General features: G+C 34.9%; 13 protein-coding genes. 6 read left to right on the plus strand and 7 right to left on the minus strand.

Translation table 11 applies throughout. The features are described 5' to 3' along the window. The first annotated feature begins 151 nt into the window (after positions 1–151). The 3 genes from aspS to AA088_RS14130 all read left to right on the plus strand — a co-directional run bounded on the left by aspS (position 152) and on the right by AA088_RS14130 (position 4043). The gene (aspS, locus tag AA088_RS14120) at positions 152–1900 is read left to right on the plus strand and encodes an aspartate--tRNA ligase (RefSeq protein WP_046745681.1); all 1749 of its coding nucleotides are present in this window, start codon (positions 152–154) and stop codon (positions 1898–1900) included. 102 nt (positions 1901–2002) lie between these two features. Next, positions 2003–3781 carry a chloride channel protein gene (locus AA088_RS14125; protein ID WP_046745740.1) on the plus strand — a complete coding sequence of 593 codons (1779 nt, stop codon included), beginning with the start codon at positions 2003–2005 and terminating at the stop codon, positions 3779–3781. A 19-nt stretch (positions 3782–3800) separates the two neighbouring features. Beyond that, positions 3801–4043 carry a hypothetical protein gene (locus AA088_RS14130; protein WP_046745682.1) on the plus strand — a complete coding sequence of 81 codons (243 nt, stop codon included), beginning with the start codon at positions 3801–3803 and terminating at the stop codon, positions 4041–4043. A gap of 3 nt (positions 4044–4046) precedes the next feature. Here the strand turns inward: AA088_RS14130 and AA088_RS14135 are convergent, their stop codons facing one another. After that, the gene (locus tag AA088_RS14135; protein WP_046745683.1) at positions 4047–4502 is read right to left on the minus strand and encodes a nucleoside deaminase; all 456 of its coding nucleotides are present in this window, start codon (positions 4500–4502) and stop codon (positions 4047–4049) included. A gap of 83 nt (positions 4503–4585) precedes the next feature. On the opposite strand from AA088_RS14135, the gene AA088_RS14140 reads away from it, so the two are divergent. Then, complete coding sequence (locus AA088_RS14140) at positions 4586–6352, plus strand: 1-deoxy-D-xylulose-5-phosphate synthase (RefSeq protein WP_046745684.1); 1767 nt, start codon at positions 4586–4588, stop codon at positions 6350–6352. A gap of 39 nt (positions 6353–6391) precedes the next feature. On the opposite strand, the gene AA088_RS14145 is transcribed toward AA088_RS14140, so the two are convergent. Genes AA088_RS14145 through AA088_RS14155 form a run of 3 tightly spaced genes read right to left on the minus strand, consistent with a single transcriptional unit; the run spans position 6392 to position 13534 of the window. Continuing rightward, entirely contained in the window at positions 6392–9205 is a 2814-nt protein-coding gene (locus AA088_RS14145) for a T9SS type A sorting domain-containing protein (RefSeq protein ID WP_046745685.1), read from the minus strand. A gap of 54 nt (positions 9206–9259) precedes the next feature. Then, a complete protein-coding gene (locus AA088_RS17760; protein ID WP_052752917.1) occupies positions 9260–12157 on the minus strand; it encodes a M4 family metallopeptidase in 2898 nt (965 codons plus the stop codon). 33 nt (positions 12158–12190) lie between these two features. Next, positions 12191–13534 carry a deoxyguanosinetriphosphate triphosphohydrolase gene (locus tag AA088_RS14155; RefSeq protein WP_046745686.1) on the minus strand — a complete coding sequence of 448 codons (1344 nt, stop codon included), beginning with the start codon at positions 13532–13534 and terminating at the stop codon, positions 12191–12193. A 245-nt stretch (positions 13535–13779) separates the two neighbouring features. On the opposite strand from AA088_RS14155, the gene AA088_RS14160 reads away from it, so the two are divergent. Together AA088_RS14160 and AA088_RS14165 are read left to right on the plus strand one after the other, a co-directional pair. Further along, the gene (locus AA088_RS14160) at positions 13780–16113 is read left to right on the plus strand and encodes an inorganic phosphate transporter (protein WP_046745687.1); all 2334 of its coding nucleotides are present in this window, start codon (positions 13780–13782) and stop codon (positions 16111–16113) included. A 132-nt stretch (positions 16114–16245) separates the two neighbouring features. After that, positions 16246–16959, plus strand: coding sequence for a DUF6503 family protein (locus tag AA088_RS14165; protein WP_046745688.1), 714 nt, complete (start codon positions 16246–16248; stop codon positions 16957–16959). Positions 16960–17078: 119 nt separating this feature from the next. Here the strand turns inward: AA088_RS14165 and AA088_RS14170 are convergent, their stop codons facing one another. The 3 genes from AA088_RS14170 to AA088_RS14180 form a co-directional block, all read right to left on the minus strand. Then, positions 17079–19517: a ribonucleoside-diphosphate reductase subunit alpha gene (locus AA088_RS14170; protein WP_046745689.1), complete on the minus strand. Its 2439-nt coding sequence runs from the start codon at positions 19515–19517 to the stop codon at positions 17079–17081. Between the two features lie 155 nt (positions 19518–19672). Beyond that, entirely contained in the window at positions 19673–20653 is a 981-nt protein-coding gene (locus AA088_RS14175) for a ribonucleotide-diphosphate reductase subunit beta (protein WP_046745690.1), read from the minus strand. 268 nt (positions 20654–20921) lie between these two features. Beyond that, the gene (locus tag AA088_RS14180) at positions 20922–21491 is read right to left on the minus strand and encodes a DUF3109 family protein (RefSeq protein ID WP_046745691.1); all 570 of its coding nucleotides are present in this window, start codon (positions 21489–21491) and stop codon (positions 20922–20924) included. Positions 21492–21646 lie beyond the last annotated feature (155 nt).

Genomic DNA, 21646 nt, shown 5'->3' on the forward strand with positions numbered 1-21646 from the left:
TAAAAAATGGTTCTTAAATAGAACTAATTGAAAAATATACATTCAAAAAAAAGCTGTAGATATCACAGTGTTTATTCATAAAATAATTCTGTTTGCAACACAGTTCATCCGTTAAAAACTTGTAAATTTGCGCTTTTAAAATCGCATACACATGTACAGATCACATAGTTGTGGTGAACTAAGAGCATCACACGTTTCACAGGAAGTTACTTTAGCAGGTTGGGTTCAAAAATCAAGAGATAAAGGATTTATGATTTGGGTAGATCTTCGCGATCGCTACGGAATCACTCAATTGATTTTTGATGAAGAACGCACGCCAGCTGATGTTTTTGAAAAAGCAAAAACACTCGGAAGAGAATTTGTGATTCAAGTTACAGGTCAAGTCATTGAACGTGAAGCAAAAAATACGAAAATCCCAACAGGAGACATTGAGATTCTTGTAAAGAAACTAACAATTTTAAACGCTTCTTTATTGCCTCCTTTTACGATTGAAGACGATACTGATGGTGGTGAAGATATTCGCATGAAATACCGTTATTTGGATATTCGACGCAATCCTGTAAAAAATAGCTTAATGTTTCGCCATAAAGTAACTATGGAAGTCCGAAATTATCTATCTAAACAAGATTTTATAGAGGTAGAAACTCCATATTTAATCAAATCAACACCTGAGGGTGCTCGTGACTTTGTAGTGCCTTCTCGTATGAATGAAGGTGAGTTTTACGCATTACCGCAATCGCCACAAACTTTCAAGCAATTACTAATGGTTGGTGGAATGGATAAATATTTTCAGATTGTAAAATGTTTTCGTGATGAAGATTTGCGTGCCGATAGACAACCTGAATTTACGCAGATTGATTGCGAAATGGCATTTGTTGAACAAGAAGACATTTTAACTGTTTTTGAAGGATTGACACGTCACTTATTAAAAGAAATTAAAGGAATAGATATTGAAAAATTTCCACGAATGTCGTTTGATGAAGCCATGAAAAAATATGGAAACGACAAACCTGACATTCGCTTCGGAATGGAGTTTGGTGAATTAAATGAGGTAGCACAACATAAAGACTTTTCAGTATTTAACTCTGCCGAGTTGGTTGTTGGAATTGCTATACCAGACGCTGCAAGTTACACGCGAAAAGAAATCGATAAATTGATTGATTGGGTAAAACGTCCACAAATTGGTGCATTGGGAATGGTGTATGTAAAATGTAACGAAGATGGAACCTATAAATCATCTGTAGATAAATTTTACGACCAAGATGATTTGGCAAAATGGGCAGAAAAAACAGGTGCAAAATCAGGTGATTTAATATGTGTATTATCTGGAAAAACAAACAAAGTGCGTGCGCAACTAAGTGCTTTACGTATGGAAATGGCAGAACGTTTAGGGCTGCGAAATCCAGAAGAGTTCGCTCCACTATGGGTGGTTGACTTTCCGCTATTAGAACTAGATGAAGAAACAGGACACTATCATGCTATGCATCACCCTTTTACTTCGCCAAAACCAGGACAATTGGAATTACTTGACAGCAAACCTGGTGAAGTTAAAGCAAATGCATATGACCTTGTTTTAAACGGAAACGAAATCGGTGGTGGATCTATCCGTATTCACGATAAAAAAGTGCAAGCAACTATGTTCAAACATTTGGGATTTACAGATGAAGAAGCAAAAGCACAGTTTGGTTTCCTAATGGACGCTTTCCAATATGGAGCACCTCCTCACGGTGGACTAGCTTTCGGATTGGATCGACTCGTTGCCATTTTGGGCGGACAAGAAACAATCCGCGACTTTATTGCATTCCCGAAAAACAACTCTGGTCGTGATGTGATGATTGATGCGCCTGCTCCAATTGATTCAGAACAATTAAAAGAACTAAACATAAAACTAGATATATAGTTCAAACTTTTTTTAAAATCTAAACCCTGCAAATTGCAGGGTTTTTTGTGTTTTACATTTACTTTGGATTACGTACTTTAGATGTATTCTATTAAAAGAACAATGTCAACTCGAAAAAAATCGCGCTTTACACGTTTTCTTATCTGGAGATATAAACATATCTCCAATAAAAACTTTGTATATATTTTGAGTGTTTTAGTGGGTTTAAGTTCAGGATTGGTTGCCGTTACTATTAAGAATATTACTTTTTATATAGAAGCTCTATTAGAAAATGGAATTATATTTTCTAAAAATCAATTGTACTTTATCTTACCTGTAATTGGTCTTTTTTTAGTATATGTATTAGTAAAGCAGGTTTTCAAAAAAGAACCTGAACATGCTATATCATCAATTCTATACGCGCTTTCTAAACGTACAGGTATTATCCCAAATCATAAAATGTATATGCCACTTATTACAGCTCCGCTAACTGTTGGTTTTGGAGGTTCTGTTGGGTTGCTTGGTCCTGCAGTAGCCTCAGGTTCTGCAATTAGTTCTAACATTAGTAAATTATTTCATATCAATAGTAAAACTAGAATCTTACTTATAGGTTGTGCAGCGGCTGGAGCCATCTCCTCCATTTTTAAATCGCCTATTGCTGCCATTATATTTGCTATAGAAGTCTTTAGTTTAGATTTAACCTTAACTTCTTTAATTCCATTATTACTAGCATCTGTGTCGGCAGTTGTAACTTCCTATTTTTTTCTAGGGAATGAAAACTTATTCAATTTTAATCTTACAGAACAATTTCAACTTACAGACATTCCTTTTTACATTGCCCTTGGTATTGGAACTGCTTTTGCTTCTATGTATTTTACCAAAATGCATTTTGCTATTACTCGATTTTTTGAACGATTCAAACATAAAAAACATCGATTAATTATAGGCGGACTTACTATTGGTGTGATGCTTTACTTTATTCCTCCTTTATATGGTGAAGGCTTTGGTTTTATTAATAATCTTTTAGATGGAGATCATATCAAGGCTTTAGGTACAACTCCTTTAGATCAATATATTGACAATATTTGGATTGTAATTTTATTACTAATTGGAATTACAATTTTTAAAGCAATTGCCATGACAACGACTTTTGCAGCAGGTGGTTCTGGTGGAATTTTTATTCCGACTATGGTTATGGGTAGTGCGTTGGGAAATGTTGTCGCCAAAGTTATTAATCAATTTGGGTTTACTGTATCCGAATCTAATTTTACACTAGTCGGAATGGCAGGTTTAATTGCTGGTGTTTTGCACGCTCCTTTAACCGCTATTTTCTTAATTGCAGAAATTACAGGTGGTTACGACCTGTTTGTTCCATTAATGCTTACTTGTGCTATTTCTTTTTTGACTACTAAAAACTTATTGAATTATACAATTTACACCCGAGAACTAGCAGAAACCGGAGAACTACTCACACATAATAAAGATGAAACCGTTCTCACTTTAATGGCTCTCGATAGTGTCATTGAACAAAACTTTAGTACCATTCAACCACAAATGACGTTAGGTACTATGTTACATGAGGCTGTCGCAAAATCGAGTCGAAATTTATTCCCTGTTATTGATGATGACGAAACTCTTGTTGGTATTATTTTATTAGATGATATTAGAGAATTCATGTTTGATACTTCTTTGTATGATTCTCTTTATGTTGACGATATTATGCACAACGCTCCCGATTACATTATTTATGAGGAAGACAATATGAAAACCGTTATGAAAAAATTTCAAGATAGTAGTGCATGGAATTTGCCAGTTTTAAAAGGAGGAAAGTATTATGGTTTTGTATCAAAATCAAAACTACTAACGGCATATCGCAGAAAGTTGATTACTTTTACACGATAAATATTTTTTTCAACAACTCATGAAATACTTTCTCATTATATTAATTATAGCATTATTAGGTGTTGGAATTTTTGCTCATTATTACGAATTCAAAGAAGAAGATTATGATCAAAAAGTCATTGGTATTTGCATCTTAATCTTTTCATTCATATGGATGCCACTTTTTATATATCATCGTTATAAAGGAAGAAAAAAAGAAGATTTTATTCTTTCTAAAGAAAAACTTCAAGAGATGAACGATTATGGTAAAAAAGATGCGTAATCATTAATTCAAATTACGCTTCTGAATAAAAAAACGTTTTAATAATTGTGATGCTTCTTCGGCCATCACTCCTCCTTTGATAATTGTTTTTGGATGTAACTTTGTATTTAGTTTGATGCAACCACGCTCTTCATCACGAGCTCCGTATACAATATTAGATATTTGACTCCAATACAAAGCACCTGCACACATTTGACACGGTTCGAGTGTAACATACAACGTACATTTTCTCAAATATTTTCCACCTAAAAAATTAGCTGCTGCCGTAATTGCTTGCATCTCAGCATGTGCTGTAACATCATTTAACGTTTCTGTCAAATTATGTCCACGTGCAATCACCCGATTGTCAATTACAATGACAGCTCCAACAGGAACTTCTCCTTTTTCAAAAGCAAACTCAGCTTCTTGCAAAGCTTTTTTCATAAAATAAGAGTCATCAAATATATTTTCGAGTGCCATGGTTAAGAATTTAATTGTAAAACTACTAAGTTTTTAGTGAACCAACTCCAAAAATCGTAATTTTGCGACTCTTAATGTTCTAAATGCAAACACTCCTTTCACATATTTATTCGCCTAAAGATTTACGTAAACTTTCTAAAGATCAGTTGCCACAAGTTGCTGAAGAATTGCGAGAATTTATCATTGATATTGTATCGGTAAAAGAAGGGCATTTAGGTGCAAGTTTAGGCGTAGTAGAATTGACAATTGCCTTACATTATGTTTTTAATACACCCGATGATTTGCTAGTATGGGACGTAGGGCATCAAGCATATGGGCATAAAATCTTGACTGAACGACGAGAGATTTTTCACACCAATCGTCAAAAAAATGGAATTTCTGGCTTTCCAAAACGAGACGAAAGCATCTATGATACATTTGGCGTTGGACATTCATCTACTGCAATTTCTGCTGCATTAGGAATGGCAATCGCTTCCAAACTTCAAAATAACATTACCAAACAACATATAGCTGTTGTTGGCGATGCATCTATTGCGAGCGGAATGGCGTTTGAAGCAATGAATCATGCAGGCGTTACAGATACGAATATTTTAATTATTCTCAACGACAATGCAATTGGCATTGACCCAAGTGTTGGCGCATTGAAAATGTATCTCACAAATGTGAAAAAAGGAACAGAGAAACAGGATAATATTTTTGAAGCACTAAACTTTAATTATGCTGGACCAATTGACGGACATGATATTTTTGCAGTGGTTAATGAATTGGAGCGCTTAAAATCTGTAAAAGGACCAAAGTTTCTACACGTAATTACGACAAAAGGAAAAGGATTGCGTCAAGCAGAAGAAAATCAAGTGAAATATCATGCTCCTGGGAAATTTGATAAACGTACTGGAGAATTGACTCCGAAAGACACCAAAAATCTGCCTCCTAAGTTTCAAGATGTTTTTGGACATACAATTGTTGAACTTGCCAAAAAGAATAAAAAAATTGTTGGTATTACACCCGCAATGCCAACTGGAAGTTCCTTAAAATTTATGATGGACGCCATTCCTGAGCGTGCTTTTGACGTTGGTATTGCCGAACAACATGCAGTAACTCTCTCGGCTGGTATGGCAACTCAAGGATTGATTCCTTTTTGCAATGTATATTCTACGTTTTTACAACGCGCATATGACCAAGTAATTCATGATGTTGCGCTGCAAAAGTTACCTGTTATTTTTTGTTTAGATAGAGCTGGATTGGTAGGTCAAGATGGAGCTACTCATCATGGTGTGTTCGATATAGCATATTTACGCTGTATTCCGAATCTTTTCATTTTTGCTCCTTTTGATGTGATTGCATTGCGAAATATTATGTACACAGCACAATTAGGACTTGAACAACCCATGGCTATTCGCTATCCACGTGGTCGTGGAAACATATTAAATTGGGAGCAACCTTTTTCAACAATTGAAATTGGTAAAGGAAGGTGTATAAATGAAGGTTCTCAAATTGCCATTTTGAGTATTGGATTTATTGGAAATACTGCTCTAGAAGCTATAAATACAATGCAGCAGTCGCAAAAAGTAGCATTATACGATATGCAATTTGTAAAACCACTTGACGAAACTCTTTTGCATGACATTTTTGCTCGTTATCAAACAATTATTACACTAGAAGATGGTACCATTAAAGGTGGGTTTGGAAGTGCTATTTCCGAATTTGCATCGGAACATCAGTACCAAAATCAACTGATCATTAAAGGAATTCCAGATTGTTTTATAGAACATGGAACCGTTGAAGAGTTACAGGATGATTGTGGAATTTCAGTTAATGCTTTAAGGACGTTGTTGATTTCTCTTTTGTAATAAAAATAAATTAATGCTGTAAGCAATCGATTTTTAAGATTAGTTTATGACAATCTTTGTGACTTGAGAGCGTGCTCCTTGTTGTATTTGCAAAAGATAGATTCCCGAAGAAAATTCATTTAATGACAATTTTATTGCCTGTCCTTTTCGTAAATTCATTTCTCGAGATACTACACGTTTTCCTTCCAAAGTAATTAATTCCATAGTTGCTTTTCCATTCATATCACTTTGTATGTAGATTGTTCCGTCAGAAACGGTTGGATAAATTTTGAATGCATTTACAGAAGAAATTTCATCTGTGCTTAGTGTTCCTGGCAAAAATTGTCCTGTAAAAAATCCTCGCCCGTGTGTTGTTGCCAACACCGTATTATCTGACGTTCGCAAATCCAAATCAAGTACTGCAACCGCTCGCATACCATTATCAGAGCGTGTCCAATTTGGAGAATTTGTGTTAAAATTTTGCGTACGCCAAACACCCAATTCAGTGCCAATAATTACCTCTTCTCCATTAGTTAACAACGGATTCATTAAAATACATTTGACAGGAATATCAGGGAAATCTCCCTCTTTATTTTCCCATGTGATACCTTGATTGGTCGAGTACCAGATATTGGTAATACCGTAGTTGTGAAAAGTTACAAGAAGTTCATTTTCGCTTTGACCAAACTCAATGTCTGAAATACTTCCTACAAAACTCGCATCACTAATGTCAGTAAACGTAGGCGTTTCGGTATGTGCATTTGTTATTTTAAGTAATCGTCCGTTTTTTAATCCTGCATATAATGTGTGTCCATCTGCAGAAATTTTTAAGGCTGTAGGAGCATTGTCAAGTAACGGATCTGTAAATTCAAATGTGACTACATTTCCATTTCCTCCATTGATATTGGAATGTTTTCCAATTTGAAAAGCACCATTAGAAATTGAAGCATTGGTAAAGAGTACATTGTTTGTTTTATCCAGTTCAGCGGCATTGATAAATTCTCCTTCTCGAAAGCTTGACGGATTGGATTCAAATGCGATAAAGTACCCTGAAAAAATGTCTAATGAAGGATATGGAATATACGCATGATTTAAGAAAGGAAAGGAAATAATTGCATATCCATCTGCTTCATCAATTTCTGTAAATGCACCATCGCCTGTAATGACTGGTGTAAAAGAATTGATTTGTGAAGATGCGTCAATTGCTGCCAAGCTTCCATTGTCTTGCGTTCCTCCTAGGATATCATCTCCATCAACGATATCTCCTTCTGCAATAGCACCATAATAAAATTGTGTTACGTTATAGTTTTTGACTCTGTGCGAAATTGCTGCAGCATTGTTGGTTGCAGCAGAAAAGGTATCACTAAAATACACACCTCCATCATTTCCGATGACCGCATGATTGTTGTTATTAGGACGAAATACAATTGCATGCTGATCTGCATGTACAAATGAAGCCGTGATATTTTGTAGTCCACTATCATTTTTCCATTTAGATATTTGATCCCAATTAGCATTGCTTGCATTATATTTGAATAAATCTATTCCACCAACATAGAGGTTGTCATTCACATCGGCTTCAATCACTAAATCAAAAAATGCTTGTCCTCTTGTAAAGTCAGTGGCTGGAATTCCACTATCGGCATCGACAGGCTCTACGAATGAATTTACGGTATTAAAATTATTCGTAGTCACAAAAAGATCTGCTTGACGATTTATTTCTGCTAAAATCCAAAACGTGCCCGAATTTATTTGAGAAGGCTCTATTTCTGTACGTTGAGCATTGGGAAAAGTATAAATTAACTGAAATGAATTTCCATCAGTTGATTGATAGATGTACCCGCCAGGATTGTTAAAAAAATCATTGGTCGTTGCAAGCCAAATATCATTATTGTTATCAATTTCAATATCGTTTGGATTTAGATAGGTTCCTCCTCCTGGATATTGTATTGGAAAGCGTGTCCAGCTACTTCCTCCTGTATCAGACTTATACACTCCTCGTTCATCAAATCCTAAAATGTTAAACGGAGAACTTGCATCTCTGTATGCTGCACTGGCAATTGCCGCATAGATTTCAGTTGTACCATTATTATTCCTTGCTACTAGATCGTTGACATGAAAAATTCCATCAACATAGTATGAAGCTCCATCTGCAGAAGCGGTTCCAACATTGCCTCCAAGAACTTGTTGCCATGTTATTCCTCCATCTGTAGACTTATAAACGCCGCTTCCTACTCCATATCCATTTGTATAAGATTCTCCTGAGCCCAAATACAAGATATTAGAGTCATTAGGATCTGCAATTATTACTGTTACTGAGATATTGTCTGGCAAACCTGTAACTAACTGCCATGATGTATTTGCATCAGTAATATCATCATTTACCCATAAACCACCCGAAACACTTCCCGCAAAAACACGGGTGTAATCATCGTTAGGGTTAGGATTATTAATATCATTAGGATCAAAGAGAATTGCACGTGTACGCCCACCAATATCATTAGGCCCACGTTCTTCCCAGTTGTTATCTATTCCGTCACCAGGTGTCCGTTCTTGGATGTTTTGGGTAGCCAATTCTCGCTGTAAGCGAACTAAATTTTCGGGAGTTGGTCTCCCTAAACTAGGGTTTATTGTTAATTCCCATTGTTGTTCAAAATAGGCATTTGGCGGCAATCCTTGTGTTTTTCTATCTGTGCGTGACAAATATCTAGAAGTAGAAAATGGACTATTTTTTAAGTAAAGAGCATGCTGTTGTTTGAGCGTTTTTGAACGATCCTTTTGTTGCTCTTGTTTCTTTTTACTACTGATAAGATAGCCAATAATTGCTAGAAACAGTAGTACATAAAATATCCTTCTCTTTTTCGTTCTGTCCATAATCTACGTTTTCAAAAGAGAAGGATATTTGTATATTTTCATCAACTAAATAAATTATTCAATAATAATCTTAGTTGATTTTACAAAGTCTTCTCCTGCTACTTTTACTATATATAATCCAGATTGTAAATTATTTAAATTGAAATCAACTGTTCCTGAAAGATTTACTTCTCTAGTATATAAATTTCTTCCATTAATATCAAATATTGTTACCGAAACATCTCCTAAATTTCTAGCAGCTTGTATTTTAAAGCTTCCTTTAGAAGGATTTGGGTACAATGTGAATGCGTTGCTATTGTTTACATCTTCTACACTCAATACTGAGGTTACTGTTAAGTTGTCTATAATAGCACCTTCTCTATTTACAGACTGATCTGTGACAAGAACAAATCTAAACACAATACTTGATTCTGCATTAAATGCTGATAAGTCATAACTATATTGTTGCATGGCCGTATTCGTTCCTGTCCACTGCGAGCCAATACAGCTAAAACAATCCGTATTTCCTGACGACGCAAATGTTCTATCACTATTATACCAGTTTGGATCTGAAGCACTTCCAAGCACATTCCAATCTCTTCCTCCGTTTGTAGAATATTCTACATACAAATAATCCCAGTTTTGCTCAATATCAAATGCCATATCAAATTGAAGAGTTGGTCCGTTTACCCCGACTAAATCATAACAGTCTGTTATTAAATAACTACGTGTACTTTGAGAATAATCTCCGTCTAGCGTTGTTGCGTATACTTCTCCCGTTAACGTGGTAGCATCAAAAACACTTCCAGTTTGTACGTATAATCCTCTTGACCATAGTTGAGGAGTTCCATCAGAATAGGTTAACAATTCGTCATCAACCGATTCAAAATCATATATATCCATAACGGCTCCTATTTCATTTACTCTGAGACGCAATGTTTCACGATTATTACTTATATCTCCATCTCCTATTACATTCACTGAAAAATTAATAATATGTAATCCTTTTGACATTGTAATTGAAGGAAGAAGAATATCTTCAAATGCTCCTACAGGAATGTTTCCATTATAAGTGAAAGTTGTTTGTGAGCCTCCATCAATAGTATAATTTACATTTAAAGAAGTAATATCATTTGAAACCCCCGAATTTTCTACTCGAACGCTTGGAGTAAATGAGTTTAATCCACAGTGAATTTCAGGATCTGTAACTGAAACCAATCGAACATCAGTTGCCAATGCTACGTACTGACTTCCAACATTAACTGCATAGAAAGCATCTTGAGTAGCGATTGCTTCAGGGCTATTTGAACCGTATAAACTTAAAGCAACTTCAATAGCAGCATTTCTAGCATCTAAGAATGTACTATTGGGTGTTAGATAATCTCTTAAAACTAAGTATGCAATTTCTTCTGCTTTTTGCATTCCGATACCATTTACATTGTATACGTTAAAAACATCATTTGTACCTGCTCCACCTTGTACTAACAAGTAGAACCAAAAATTCAATACTCCACTATTACTGTGTACACCGCATTGATCATTACTATTACTCGGTGTTGGACAACCTGCTACTGAAGTTGGTCTCCAATTGTTCCCTTCGTATGTGTCTGGATCACCGAATAAGTTTGGATTGCTCATACTACGAATACCAATTCCATTGGCAGCAATATCCTCTCCTATTTGCCAAGTTTCTACATTAGGGTTAAGGTCGTCGCCGTTTCCTTTTGCATAAAATTCAATAGCTGCTCCCCATAAATCTGAATATCCTTCATTTAATGCTCCTGATTCTCTTGCATATACAAGATTATTAGCAAATTGGGTTATTCCATGACCAATTTCATGTGCACATATATCAATACACGTTAACGGTTGAAAACCACCTCCGCCATCTCCATACGACATTACCGAACCGTTCCAAGCGGCGTTTATCCAACTACCACCATTTTGAGGATTGGCAACGTGTACATAGCTTCTCATAGCAAAACCGTTACCGTCAATTCCATTTCTACCATGTACATTTAACCAATAATCATACGAACGCATAGCTCCCCAATGTGCGTCTAGAGCAGCATCATCTTGTGAAGGAAGTGTCCATATGTTATCAGCATCTGTAAACTCTGCAAAGTTATTGATATATCCACCTCCAAAAGGAACGTTCTGAGCGTTTCTTGTAAATACACTTCTGGAATCATCATTAAGCGTAAACATTCCACTTGTTTCCAAGCGTGTTTCAATATCTCTTAATCCGCTGTAACGTGTATTCGCTGATCCTAATACAAAAGCAGCCGAAGTTTCGTCTTTCTTAATAAGGTTTGCTGAACTATTTAACAGTTCACGTCCTTCGTTATTGAAATGTTTGATAATCTTGTTGTTGAATAAAATTTCACCGTTATGAGCATCTACATAAACTTCTCCTCTACTTACTGGGTTTGTAGCATACATATCAAATTTATAGGCAAGATTCAACAATCCTGAGTACGTATCCATTTCTGGCAATAATACCAACTCTCCTGTTGGTTTTTGGTAATTAATTGCTGCCGCTTCTTGCGGGTTTGACCAAAGGTATTCTTGAGCTCCTACAAAAGCAACTGCTTTATTAAAAGCTTCTTGGGAAGACACTGTTGGGGATAAATTTACTCCATTTCCATGGTATACTTCTCCATTGATACTTTTTACTATATTATTTTTTGAGTGAACGATTAACGTTCCAAATTCTATTTTTATTCCGTTGTAATATTGTTGCAATCGCTCATGCTTCATTCCTGTTCTATCAGTATTGGTTGTAATTGTTTGGAATGAATGATCAGCATCTATTTTTAGTTCTTGAAGAAACGCTGCTGTGGCTTCTTTAGGAGAAAGTTGCTTAGAAAATTTTAGTGTTTTGTTTACCGAAACAGCTTGTTGTGCTTGTACTTGAAGCATACAAAATGTACAAAAAAGTAGCAATCCTGTTTTAAAGTAATTTGAATACATAGTAATAGGGTTAATTGGCTAAAAATAATAAAATTATAAAGTTTTGGCTGTCAATTTATTAAATAATATAACGGCCTTGCTATCTGATAATCCTGATATAAAACTAGTGATGTTCATCAATCGTTTGTATAGATGACTTGTAGTGTAGTCAACATTTTCAGGTAAAACTTTCAAAATCAACTTGTCATAGTTTGAAAGTGAATCGTTATGGAAGTGTTCAACAGCAGTGATAAATGTATCAAGCAAGTGTTGTAAGATGTGATATCCTTTGATTTCTTTTTCAATAACTTCGTCGCTTTTGTATATCTTCTCAACACTTATTTTGATAATATCATCAATTTGCGCTTTGTATTTGCTCTTTTCCATAAGGCCTACTGTAAATTCTCCTTTACAAATAGCTTCTTCATTTTCCAAGAAAATACGAACGGCATCTTTAATGAGCGTGTTGATTGATAGAGCTCTTAAATAACTTAAGCGATCCTCTCGATGCTGCAATAAGTTATACTTTTCTGTCTGAATGGTATCTCTTACTAAATTGATCAAATATTCTAAAGCATATTCTTCTTGAATCAATCCAAGGTTGATTCCATCTTCAAAATCAATGATTGTGTAACAAATATCATCGGCGGCTTCTACCAAGAATGTCAATGGGTGGCGCGCGTAGCGCTTGTCATCATCTTCGCCAAACGAAAGCAAACCTAAATCGTTTGCTACTTCCGTAAAGGCTTCTTTTTGTGATTGAAAGATTCCGTATTTTTTATCAGCAATGTGCTTGGTTGGTTTTTTCGGTAGTGATTGCTTAGGATACTTCATAAAAGCACCCAATGTTGCATAACTCAATCGTAAACTTCCGTTGACACCTTTGCGATTTTCGGTTAAAATTTTGAAACCATTGGCATTTCCTTCAAAATCACACAAATCTTGGTATTCTTTTGGAGAAAGTTGGTTTTGAAACTGTGTTCCATTGCCAATTTTAAAATATTCTCCAATTGCCTTTTCTCCTGAGTGCCCGAATGGAGGATTTCCAATGTCGTGTGCCAATGCCGCTGCAGCAACAATTGCACCAAAATCATTAAATTGAAATCCATGAACTTCATGCAGATGAGGATATTTTTCCAATAACTTTTTTCCAACTTTTCTCCCTAGACTCCTTCCTACCACGGAAACTTCCAAACTATGTGTAAGTCGCGTGTGTACAAAATCTGTTTTGGAAAGAGGAACCACCTGCGTTTTGTCTTGCAGGCTTCTAAAAGCAGTTGAAAAAATCACCCTGTCATAATCTACTTCAAAGCCCAAACGAGTCTCGTCTTGTTCTTTGCGTAATCGCTTATGGGTATCTCCGTATCGTCTTAACGAGAGTAATTGTTCCCAATTCATTAGTAAATAGCATTTTTTCCTTGCAATATACTACATAAATTATATAAATGCTACTTTGTATGCATTCTTAGCTTTATTCTATTGTTTTTCAGTAAAAAAGAAAGATATTTTAATACCTATTTGACTTATTTAGTATCTTTAACAAAGCTGTTATTGACTTAATAAATAGCATAAGATATAACCTTATGGTAACATTACATTTCGTAACACTCATGATATTTGTAAATTATTATTAATACGTACGTATGGACAATATTTACTTACTGATGATTATTGCTTTGACTGTATTAGCAATTGCTGATTTAGTCGTAGGAGTGAGCAATGACGCAGTAAACTTCTTAAATTCAGCAATAGGTTCCAAAGCTATTTCCTTTAAAACAATCATGATTGTTGCCAGTGTTGGCGTTGCCGTTGGAGCTATTTTTTCTAGCGGACTAATGGAGGTTGCACGAAAAGGAATTTTTACCCCTGAACAGTTTGTTTTTCATGAAATCATGATCATTTTTATGGCAGTAATGATTACTGACATCCTGCTTCTTGACTTTTTCAATACGCTTGGAATGCCAACATCTACAACAGTTTCTATTGTTTTTGAACTACTTGGAGCTGCTGTTATTATGGCATTAATCCGAATTAGCAAAGAAGGAGATGGTTATCATACTTTATTAGAATACATCAATACCTCACAAGCAACTACTATTATATTAGGTATAGTACTCTCTGTGGTGGTTGCTTTTTCTATTGGAGCTTTTGTTCAATGGATTGCCCGTTTGTTGTTATCTTATAATTTTAATGAAAAAGCGCATTGGGTTGGTGCATTATTTGGAGGAATTGCCTTAACTGCCATTACTTACTTCATTTTTGTAAAAGGAATTAAAGGAACTTCATATGCCAATATGGTTGTTGATTCAGACTCTTCTTTAACACTCAAAGAATTTTTGGAGAAGTTTGTACTTTCCATCGTAGTGGTAAGTTTTGTGGTTTGGTCAATCATTTCTTTTATAGTAATGTCTTTCCTCAATACAAATATTTATAAATTAATTATTGTTGTAGGAACATTTGCTTTAGCACTAGCTTTTGCCGGGAATGATCTTGTAAATTTTATTGGAGTTCCTATTGCTGGTTGGCAAGCTTTTGAAAAATTCATGGAAAGCGGTCCAGCTGCAGGTGATGTAGTTGCAGCGGCGAAAGAATTTAAAATGGGCTTTTTAGGAAAAACGGTTGAAACACCTACTATTTTCTTAGTAATTGCTGGTTTAATTATGGTAATCACTCTTTGGTTTTCAAGTAAAGCAAAAGCCGTTGTAAAAACGTCTATTGATTTATCTAGTCAAGAGCAAACTAAAGAACGTTTTAAGCCAAATTTCTTATCAAGAGGTTTTGTACGTATTGCCATTGGTATTTCCCAAGGAGTTTCAGCTATTACACCAACTTCATGGCAAGCCAAAATGGATAAGCAATTTGCGGTTCCTGCTTTGAAGACTTATAAAAACAAAGAAGACATTCCTGCCTTCGATATGGTCCGTGCGGCTGTGAATTTGATGGTTGCTAGTGTATTGATATCTATTGCTACTTCTATGAAACTTCCACTATCAACAACTTATGTAACATTTATGGTTGCTATGGGAACTTCTCTTGCAGACAGAGCTTGGGGAGCAGAAAGTGCAGTATATAGAGTTGCTGGTGTATTGAATGTAATTGGTGGATGGTTTTTTACCGCTATCGTTGCCTTTCTAGCCGCAGGCTTAATTGCTTTCTTACTCAACTTAAACTTGCCTATTATGCTTGGCGCACTGTTAGCGTTGGCTACATTTTTACTGGTTAGAAACTACATTAGCCATAATAAAAAAGCAAAAGAAGCTCGTGTTGAAGACAGTTTACAAAAAGCCGAAAGCAGTTCTGTACAAGGAGTTATTCACGAAAGTGCCGATAATATTGCCAGTGTAGTTAAGAGAGGAAATAGAATTTACACAAGTGCCATCAACGGTTTGGCTAAGCAAGATCTTAATATGCTTAAGAAAAATCGAAAGAATGTTACTAAACTTTCTAGCGAAATTGATGAACTGCGAGACAACATTTTCTACTTTATTAAGAACTTAGATGAATCAAGTGTTGGTGCTAGTAATTTTTACATTAATATTTTAGGATATCTCCAAGATATTGCTCAATCTTTAGAGTATATTTCTAAAGCAAGTTTAAAACACGTTAATAATAATCATAAAAAGCTAAAATTTAGTCAGATTAAAGAACTGAAACAAGTCGATGAAGCTTTAGAAGAGTTATTTAATACTACCAAACAAGCATTTGATTCACGTTCGTTTGAAGAGATTGGAAGCGTTTTAGCAAACAAAGAAGCTGTGTTCCAATTGGTTCGCCAAAAAATTCAAACACAAGTTGAACGTACTCGTACTGAAGAATCAAGCCCTAAAAACACAACTTTATATTTTAGCTTATTGCTTGAGACTAAAGACTTGTTAAGTGCTACTATGAATCTTTTGGAAGAATATTATACTGCGCACGACAGCTCAGTAAAGCCAGCAACAATTAAAGATAAAAACGCTGTAGAAGAAGAAGAATAAAGTATTCGAAATAATCATTTTTTAAAAAGCACGATTAACACGTGCTTTTTTTATACAAGATTCCTAAAAAACCTTCTTCTGAATTGTCTATATATTTTTTATCTTGAAACTTAAATTTTAAAAAATCCTATCATGAATCGATTCCTTTTTTCGCTTTTTCTATACAGTGCAGTATGTATTTCTTTTTGCGCAGCGCAAGAACTTACTGGACAACAACTACTTGAAAAAGCTATTCAGTATCACGATCCTAATGGAAATTGGTCAACTTTCAATGGTACGTTGCATGTAACAATGGAAACTCCCAAAAATGCAGATCGCATAAGTACTATTCAGATTAATTTGCCTGAAGAATCCTTTTATGTAAAAGCTACGAGAAATGCCCAAACTACAGAATATACCATTGTTAAAGATAGTTGTAACATTGCATTTAATGGAAATGACACTCTTTCAGAGGACGTTAAAAAAGAAAATAATTTGAGTTGTGAACGCGCGCAGTTATACAAGAATTATTATACGTATTTGTATGGATTGCCTATGAAATTGAAAGATAACGGCACTATTGTTCATCCTAAAATTGAAAAGAAAACATTTAAAGGAAAACAATATCTGGTATTAAAAGTAACCTATACAGAAAGTGTTGGAAAAGATACGTGGTACTTTTATTTTAACCCGAAAACCTATGCGATGGAAGTATATCAGTTCTTTAAAGATGAATCAAAAAATGATGGCGAATATATTATCCTTACAGAAGAAACTACTATAAATGACATTAAAATGCCTAAAAAACGTGCATGGTATTATAATAAAAATGGAGAGTATTTAGGAACGGATGTTTTAACAAACTAATGTTCCATATAAATTGGTAAGCAATTATTTTTTTTTACCTCTTTCATCCTTTACAATAATTCACTGAATAAAAAAGGGAGCATAATACTCCCTTTTTCTTTATTACAATTGCCCTCTTATTATGAACCACACATCAAACAATCATCATCTTGATTGCCTTTTGAGCGCGCAATCATCTCTTTCAATTCTTCTGGTGTTAATGGCTCTACTGCTACTTGTGAAGGTTTAGAGCCTAATGTTTCTACAGAAATAGCTGCAGTTGCTGTTGCTTCAACAGGTGCTTGTTTAGTAGATTTTTTCACTGTAAACTTAATTGCATCTACTGCTGATTTCGTACGCAAGTAATACATTCCTGTTTTGAGTCCAGACTTCCACGCATAGAAATGCATTGATGTTAATTTTGCCATCGTAGCTCCTTCCATAAATAAGTTTAACGACTGTGATTGGTCAATAAAATATCCTCTGTGGCGCGACATATCAATTATATCCTTCATACTCAATTCCCACACCGTTTTGTACAAGTCTTTGATATTTTGTGGAATTTCCTCAATGTGCTGAATAGAACCATTTGCACGCATTAATTCTTGCTTCAAATCTTCTGTCCACAATCCTAAATTCACTAAGTCTTCCAATAAGTGCTTATTCACCACAATAAATTCTCCTGAAAGAACGCGTCTTGTATAAATATTTGACGTATAAGGCTCAAAACATTCGTTATTTCCTAAAATTTGCGACGTAGAGGCTGTTGGCATTGGCGCTACCAACAATGAGTTACGCACACCGTTTTTAAGTACTTGTTTACGCAATTTTGCCCAATCCCAACGACCACTTAATTCTTCATCTTTAATTCCCCATAAATTATGTTGAAACTCTCCTTTAGACATTGGCGAACCTTTATAGGTTTGGTATGGACCTTCTTCTTTAGCCATTTCCATAGAAGCCGTTACTGCTGCAAAATACAAGGTTTCAAAAATTTCTTGATTCAGTTTTTTAGCTTCATCAGATGTGAATGGCATACGCAATTTGATGAACGTATCTGCCAATCCTTGTACACCTAATCCGATAGGTCGATGACGGAAGTTTGAATTTTCTGCTTCTTTTACAGGGTAATAGTTACGATCAATTACCTTGTTCAAGTTTTTTGTTACACGCTTCGTTACACGGAACAATTCTTTATGGTCAAATTCTTTTCCTTTTACGAACATTGGTAAAGCAATAGAAGCCAAATTACATACTGCTACTTCATCTTTTGAAGTATATTCCATAATCTCTGTACATAAATTTGAAGAACGTATAGTTCCTAAATTCTTCTGATTAGACTTACGGTTGGCTGCATCTTTATACAGCATATATGGCGTTCCTGTTTCAATTTGAGATTCTAAAATTTTCTCCCAAAGTTCACGTGCTTTAATTGTTTTTCGTCCTTTTCCTTCAGACTCATATTTAATATATAATGCTTCAAACTCATCACTATGCACATTAAATAAGTTTGGACATTCATTTGGACACATCAACGTCCACTGACCATCTTCTTGTACACGTTTCATGAACAAATCTGGAATCCACATTGCATAGAATAAATCACGTGCGCGCATTTCTTCCTTTCCATGATTTTTCTTTAAATCTAAAAAGTCAAAAATATCTGCATGCCAAGGTTCTACATAGATTGCAAATGATCCTTTTCGTTTTCCTCCTCCTTGATCTACATATCTTGCTGTATCATTGTATACACGCAGCATTGGCACAATTCCATTACTTGTTCCGTTTGTTCCAGCTATGTATGAACCTGTTGCACGTACATTGTGAATTGATAATCCAATTCCACCTGCCGATTGTGAAATTTTTGCAGTTTGTTTAAGCGTATCGTAAATTCCATCAATACTGTCATCTTGCATTGCTAATAAGAAGCAAGAAGACATTTGTGGTTTTGGTGTTCCTGAGTTGAAAAGCGTCGGTGTAGCGTGGGTAAAGAATTTTTTAGACATCAATTCGTATGTTTCAATAACCGCTTCAAGGTCGTCTAAATGAATTCCTACAGAAACACGCATCAACATATGCTGTGGACGCTCTACAATTTTCCCGTTTAATTTTAATAAATAAGAACGTTCCAATGTTTTGAATCCGAAGTAATCATATCCAAAATCACGGTTATAAATAATCGTTGAGTCCAAACGATCTGCATGTTCCATAATTACGTTATATACTTCATCCGACAGTAATGGTGCTTTTTTACCCGTTCGAGGATTGATATATTCGTATAAATCTGTCATCGTTTCCGAAAACGACTTTTTTGTATTCTTATGTAAGTTAGAAACGGAAATTCGCGCTGCTAATCGCGCGTAATCTGGATGCGTTGTGGTCATGGTGGCGGCAATCTCTGCTGCCAAATTATCTAATTCTGAAGTGGTTACCCCATCATACAATCCTTCAATAACTCGCATTGCAACTTTTACTGGGTCCACTAAATCGTTTAAGCCATAGCACAACTTTCTCACGCGAGAAGTGATTTTGTCGAACATCATTGGCTCTTTTCTTCCGTCTCTTTTTACTACATACATACGCTCATCTATTTTTTAAGTCTTCCAAACTTACGTTCAGAATAGGGGTTAGTTATTTATCCGATTTTTCGGCAAAAAAATCAGTGTTTAGGGTACTTTTTATACTGTTTTAAAATTTTAAACTGCGTACAGCTAAAATTATAGGGATTTACTGTTTAGAAATCAGCGTCGAAACTAAATTTATCTTTCTCTTCTTCTTTATTCATCACACCCGCTTTTTGATATTCTGAAACTCGTTTTTCGAAGAAATTCGTTTTTCCTTGAAGAGAAATCATATCCATAAAATCGAATGGATTTGACACATTGTACTCTTTTTCACAACCTAATTCTTGTAAAAGTCGATCCGTTACAAACTCTAAGTATTGTGTCATTAGTTTCGCATTCATTCCAATAAGACTTACTGGCAATGACTCTGTTATGAATTCGCGCTCAATATTTAATGCATCAACAATGATTTCACGAATACGAGGCTTAGACACTTTGTTTACCAAATGGTTGTTGTGTAAATGTACTGCAAAGTCACAGTGCACACCTTCATCACGAGAAATTAACTCATTAGAAAAAGTTAATCCTGGCATGATTCCTCGTTTTTTTAACCAAAAAATTGAACAGAATGCTCCTGAGAAAAAGATACCTTCTACTGCAGCAAAAGCGATTAAACGCTCAGCAAAACTTGGAGATTCAATCCATTTCAACGCCCAATCTGCTTTCTTTTTGATTGCAGGGAAGTTTTCAATAGCCTTGAATAGAATATCTTTTTCTTTTTCATCTTTTACATAGGTGTCAATTAAAAGAGAGTAGGTCTCCGAATGAATATTCTCCATCATGATTTGGAATCCGTAAAAGAATTTTGCTTCCGAATATTGCACTTCGTTTACAAAGTTTTCCGCAAGATTTTCGTTTACAATTCCATCTGAAGCTGCAAAAAATGCAAGAATATGTTTGATAAAATAACGCTCGTCATCGTTTAATTTAGTCGTCCAATCTGTCAAGTCTTGGTGCAAATCAATTTCTTCTGCAGTCCAAAAACTAGCTTCCGACTTCTTATACCACTCCCAAATATCGGCATGTTTAATCGGAAAAATCACAAATCTGTCTTTGTTCTCTTGTAAGATGGGTTCAATTGTTGATGACATAAATTTATCGCGTTTTTTATAAAATTGGGTAAAAGATTGTTGTTCGATTTGGGAATAACAAAGATTGAAAATTGTGGCTGAAAATGAAAGCCTAACTTATTCACAAACTCCATGAGTTTTTAACAACAATACAGTTTTTTCTTACTTTTTAATGAATTTAAAAAATGGCATTTTTTACTGAATATCAAATACTTACAAGAAGTAATTCTTTGTCAGCTGTGATAAAACAAGAGATTACAGAAAAAAATGAGAAAATGAAATTATCAAATTAACGATGCAAACTTTTTGCTATTTTTTCTAACTCATCATACCAATCTTCTCCAAATTTTCGGATAAGTGCTTCTTTAACGAATTTATAGATTGGTACTTGTAATTCTTTCCCTAAAGAGCAAGCATCATCACAAATAGGCCATCGATGATAATTTACTGCTGAGAAATCATTGTATTCTTCTACACGTATAGGATATAAATGACACGAGACCGGTTTTTTCCAATCAATCAAACCTTTGTTGTAAGCAGCTTCAATGCCGCATAGCGCAGTTTGATGTTCATCATAAATCACATACGCACACTCTGCTCCTTCTATTAAAGGTGTTTCTAATTCGCCATTCTCTGCTACTATATAGGTACCTTGCTCTTCAATTGCTTGAATACCTTCTTCACGAAGAAAAGGCTTTACTTTTTCGTACACCTCTTCTAAAATTTTAATCTCGCTATTTTCAAGTGGCGCACCGGCATCACCTTCTACACAACAAATTCCTTTGCATGCTTTTAGGTTGCACACAAAATCATTTTCAACAATATCTTCTGAAACAATGGTTTTTCCTAACTGAAACATAATACAAATATACTTTTTTATATAGTGTTGATTTGATAGTTTATACACTTTTTTTGGCTACTATCTCTTTATCTTAATTTAATCTAAAAAATACATGGTTTCCCTTTGCTAATTCTCTGAATAATGTACTTTTGCGGCAAAATTAAAACGTATTT

The sequence above is a fragment of the Kordia zhangzhouensis genome (assembly GCF_001005305.1).
Taxonomy (GTDB): Bacteria; Bacteroidota; Bacteroidia; order Flavobacteriales; family Flavobacteriaceae; genus Kordia; species Kordia zhangzhouensis.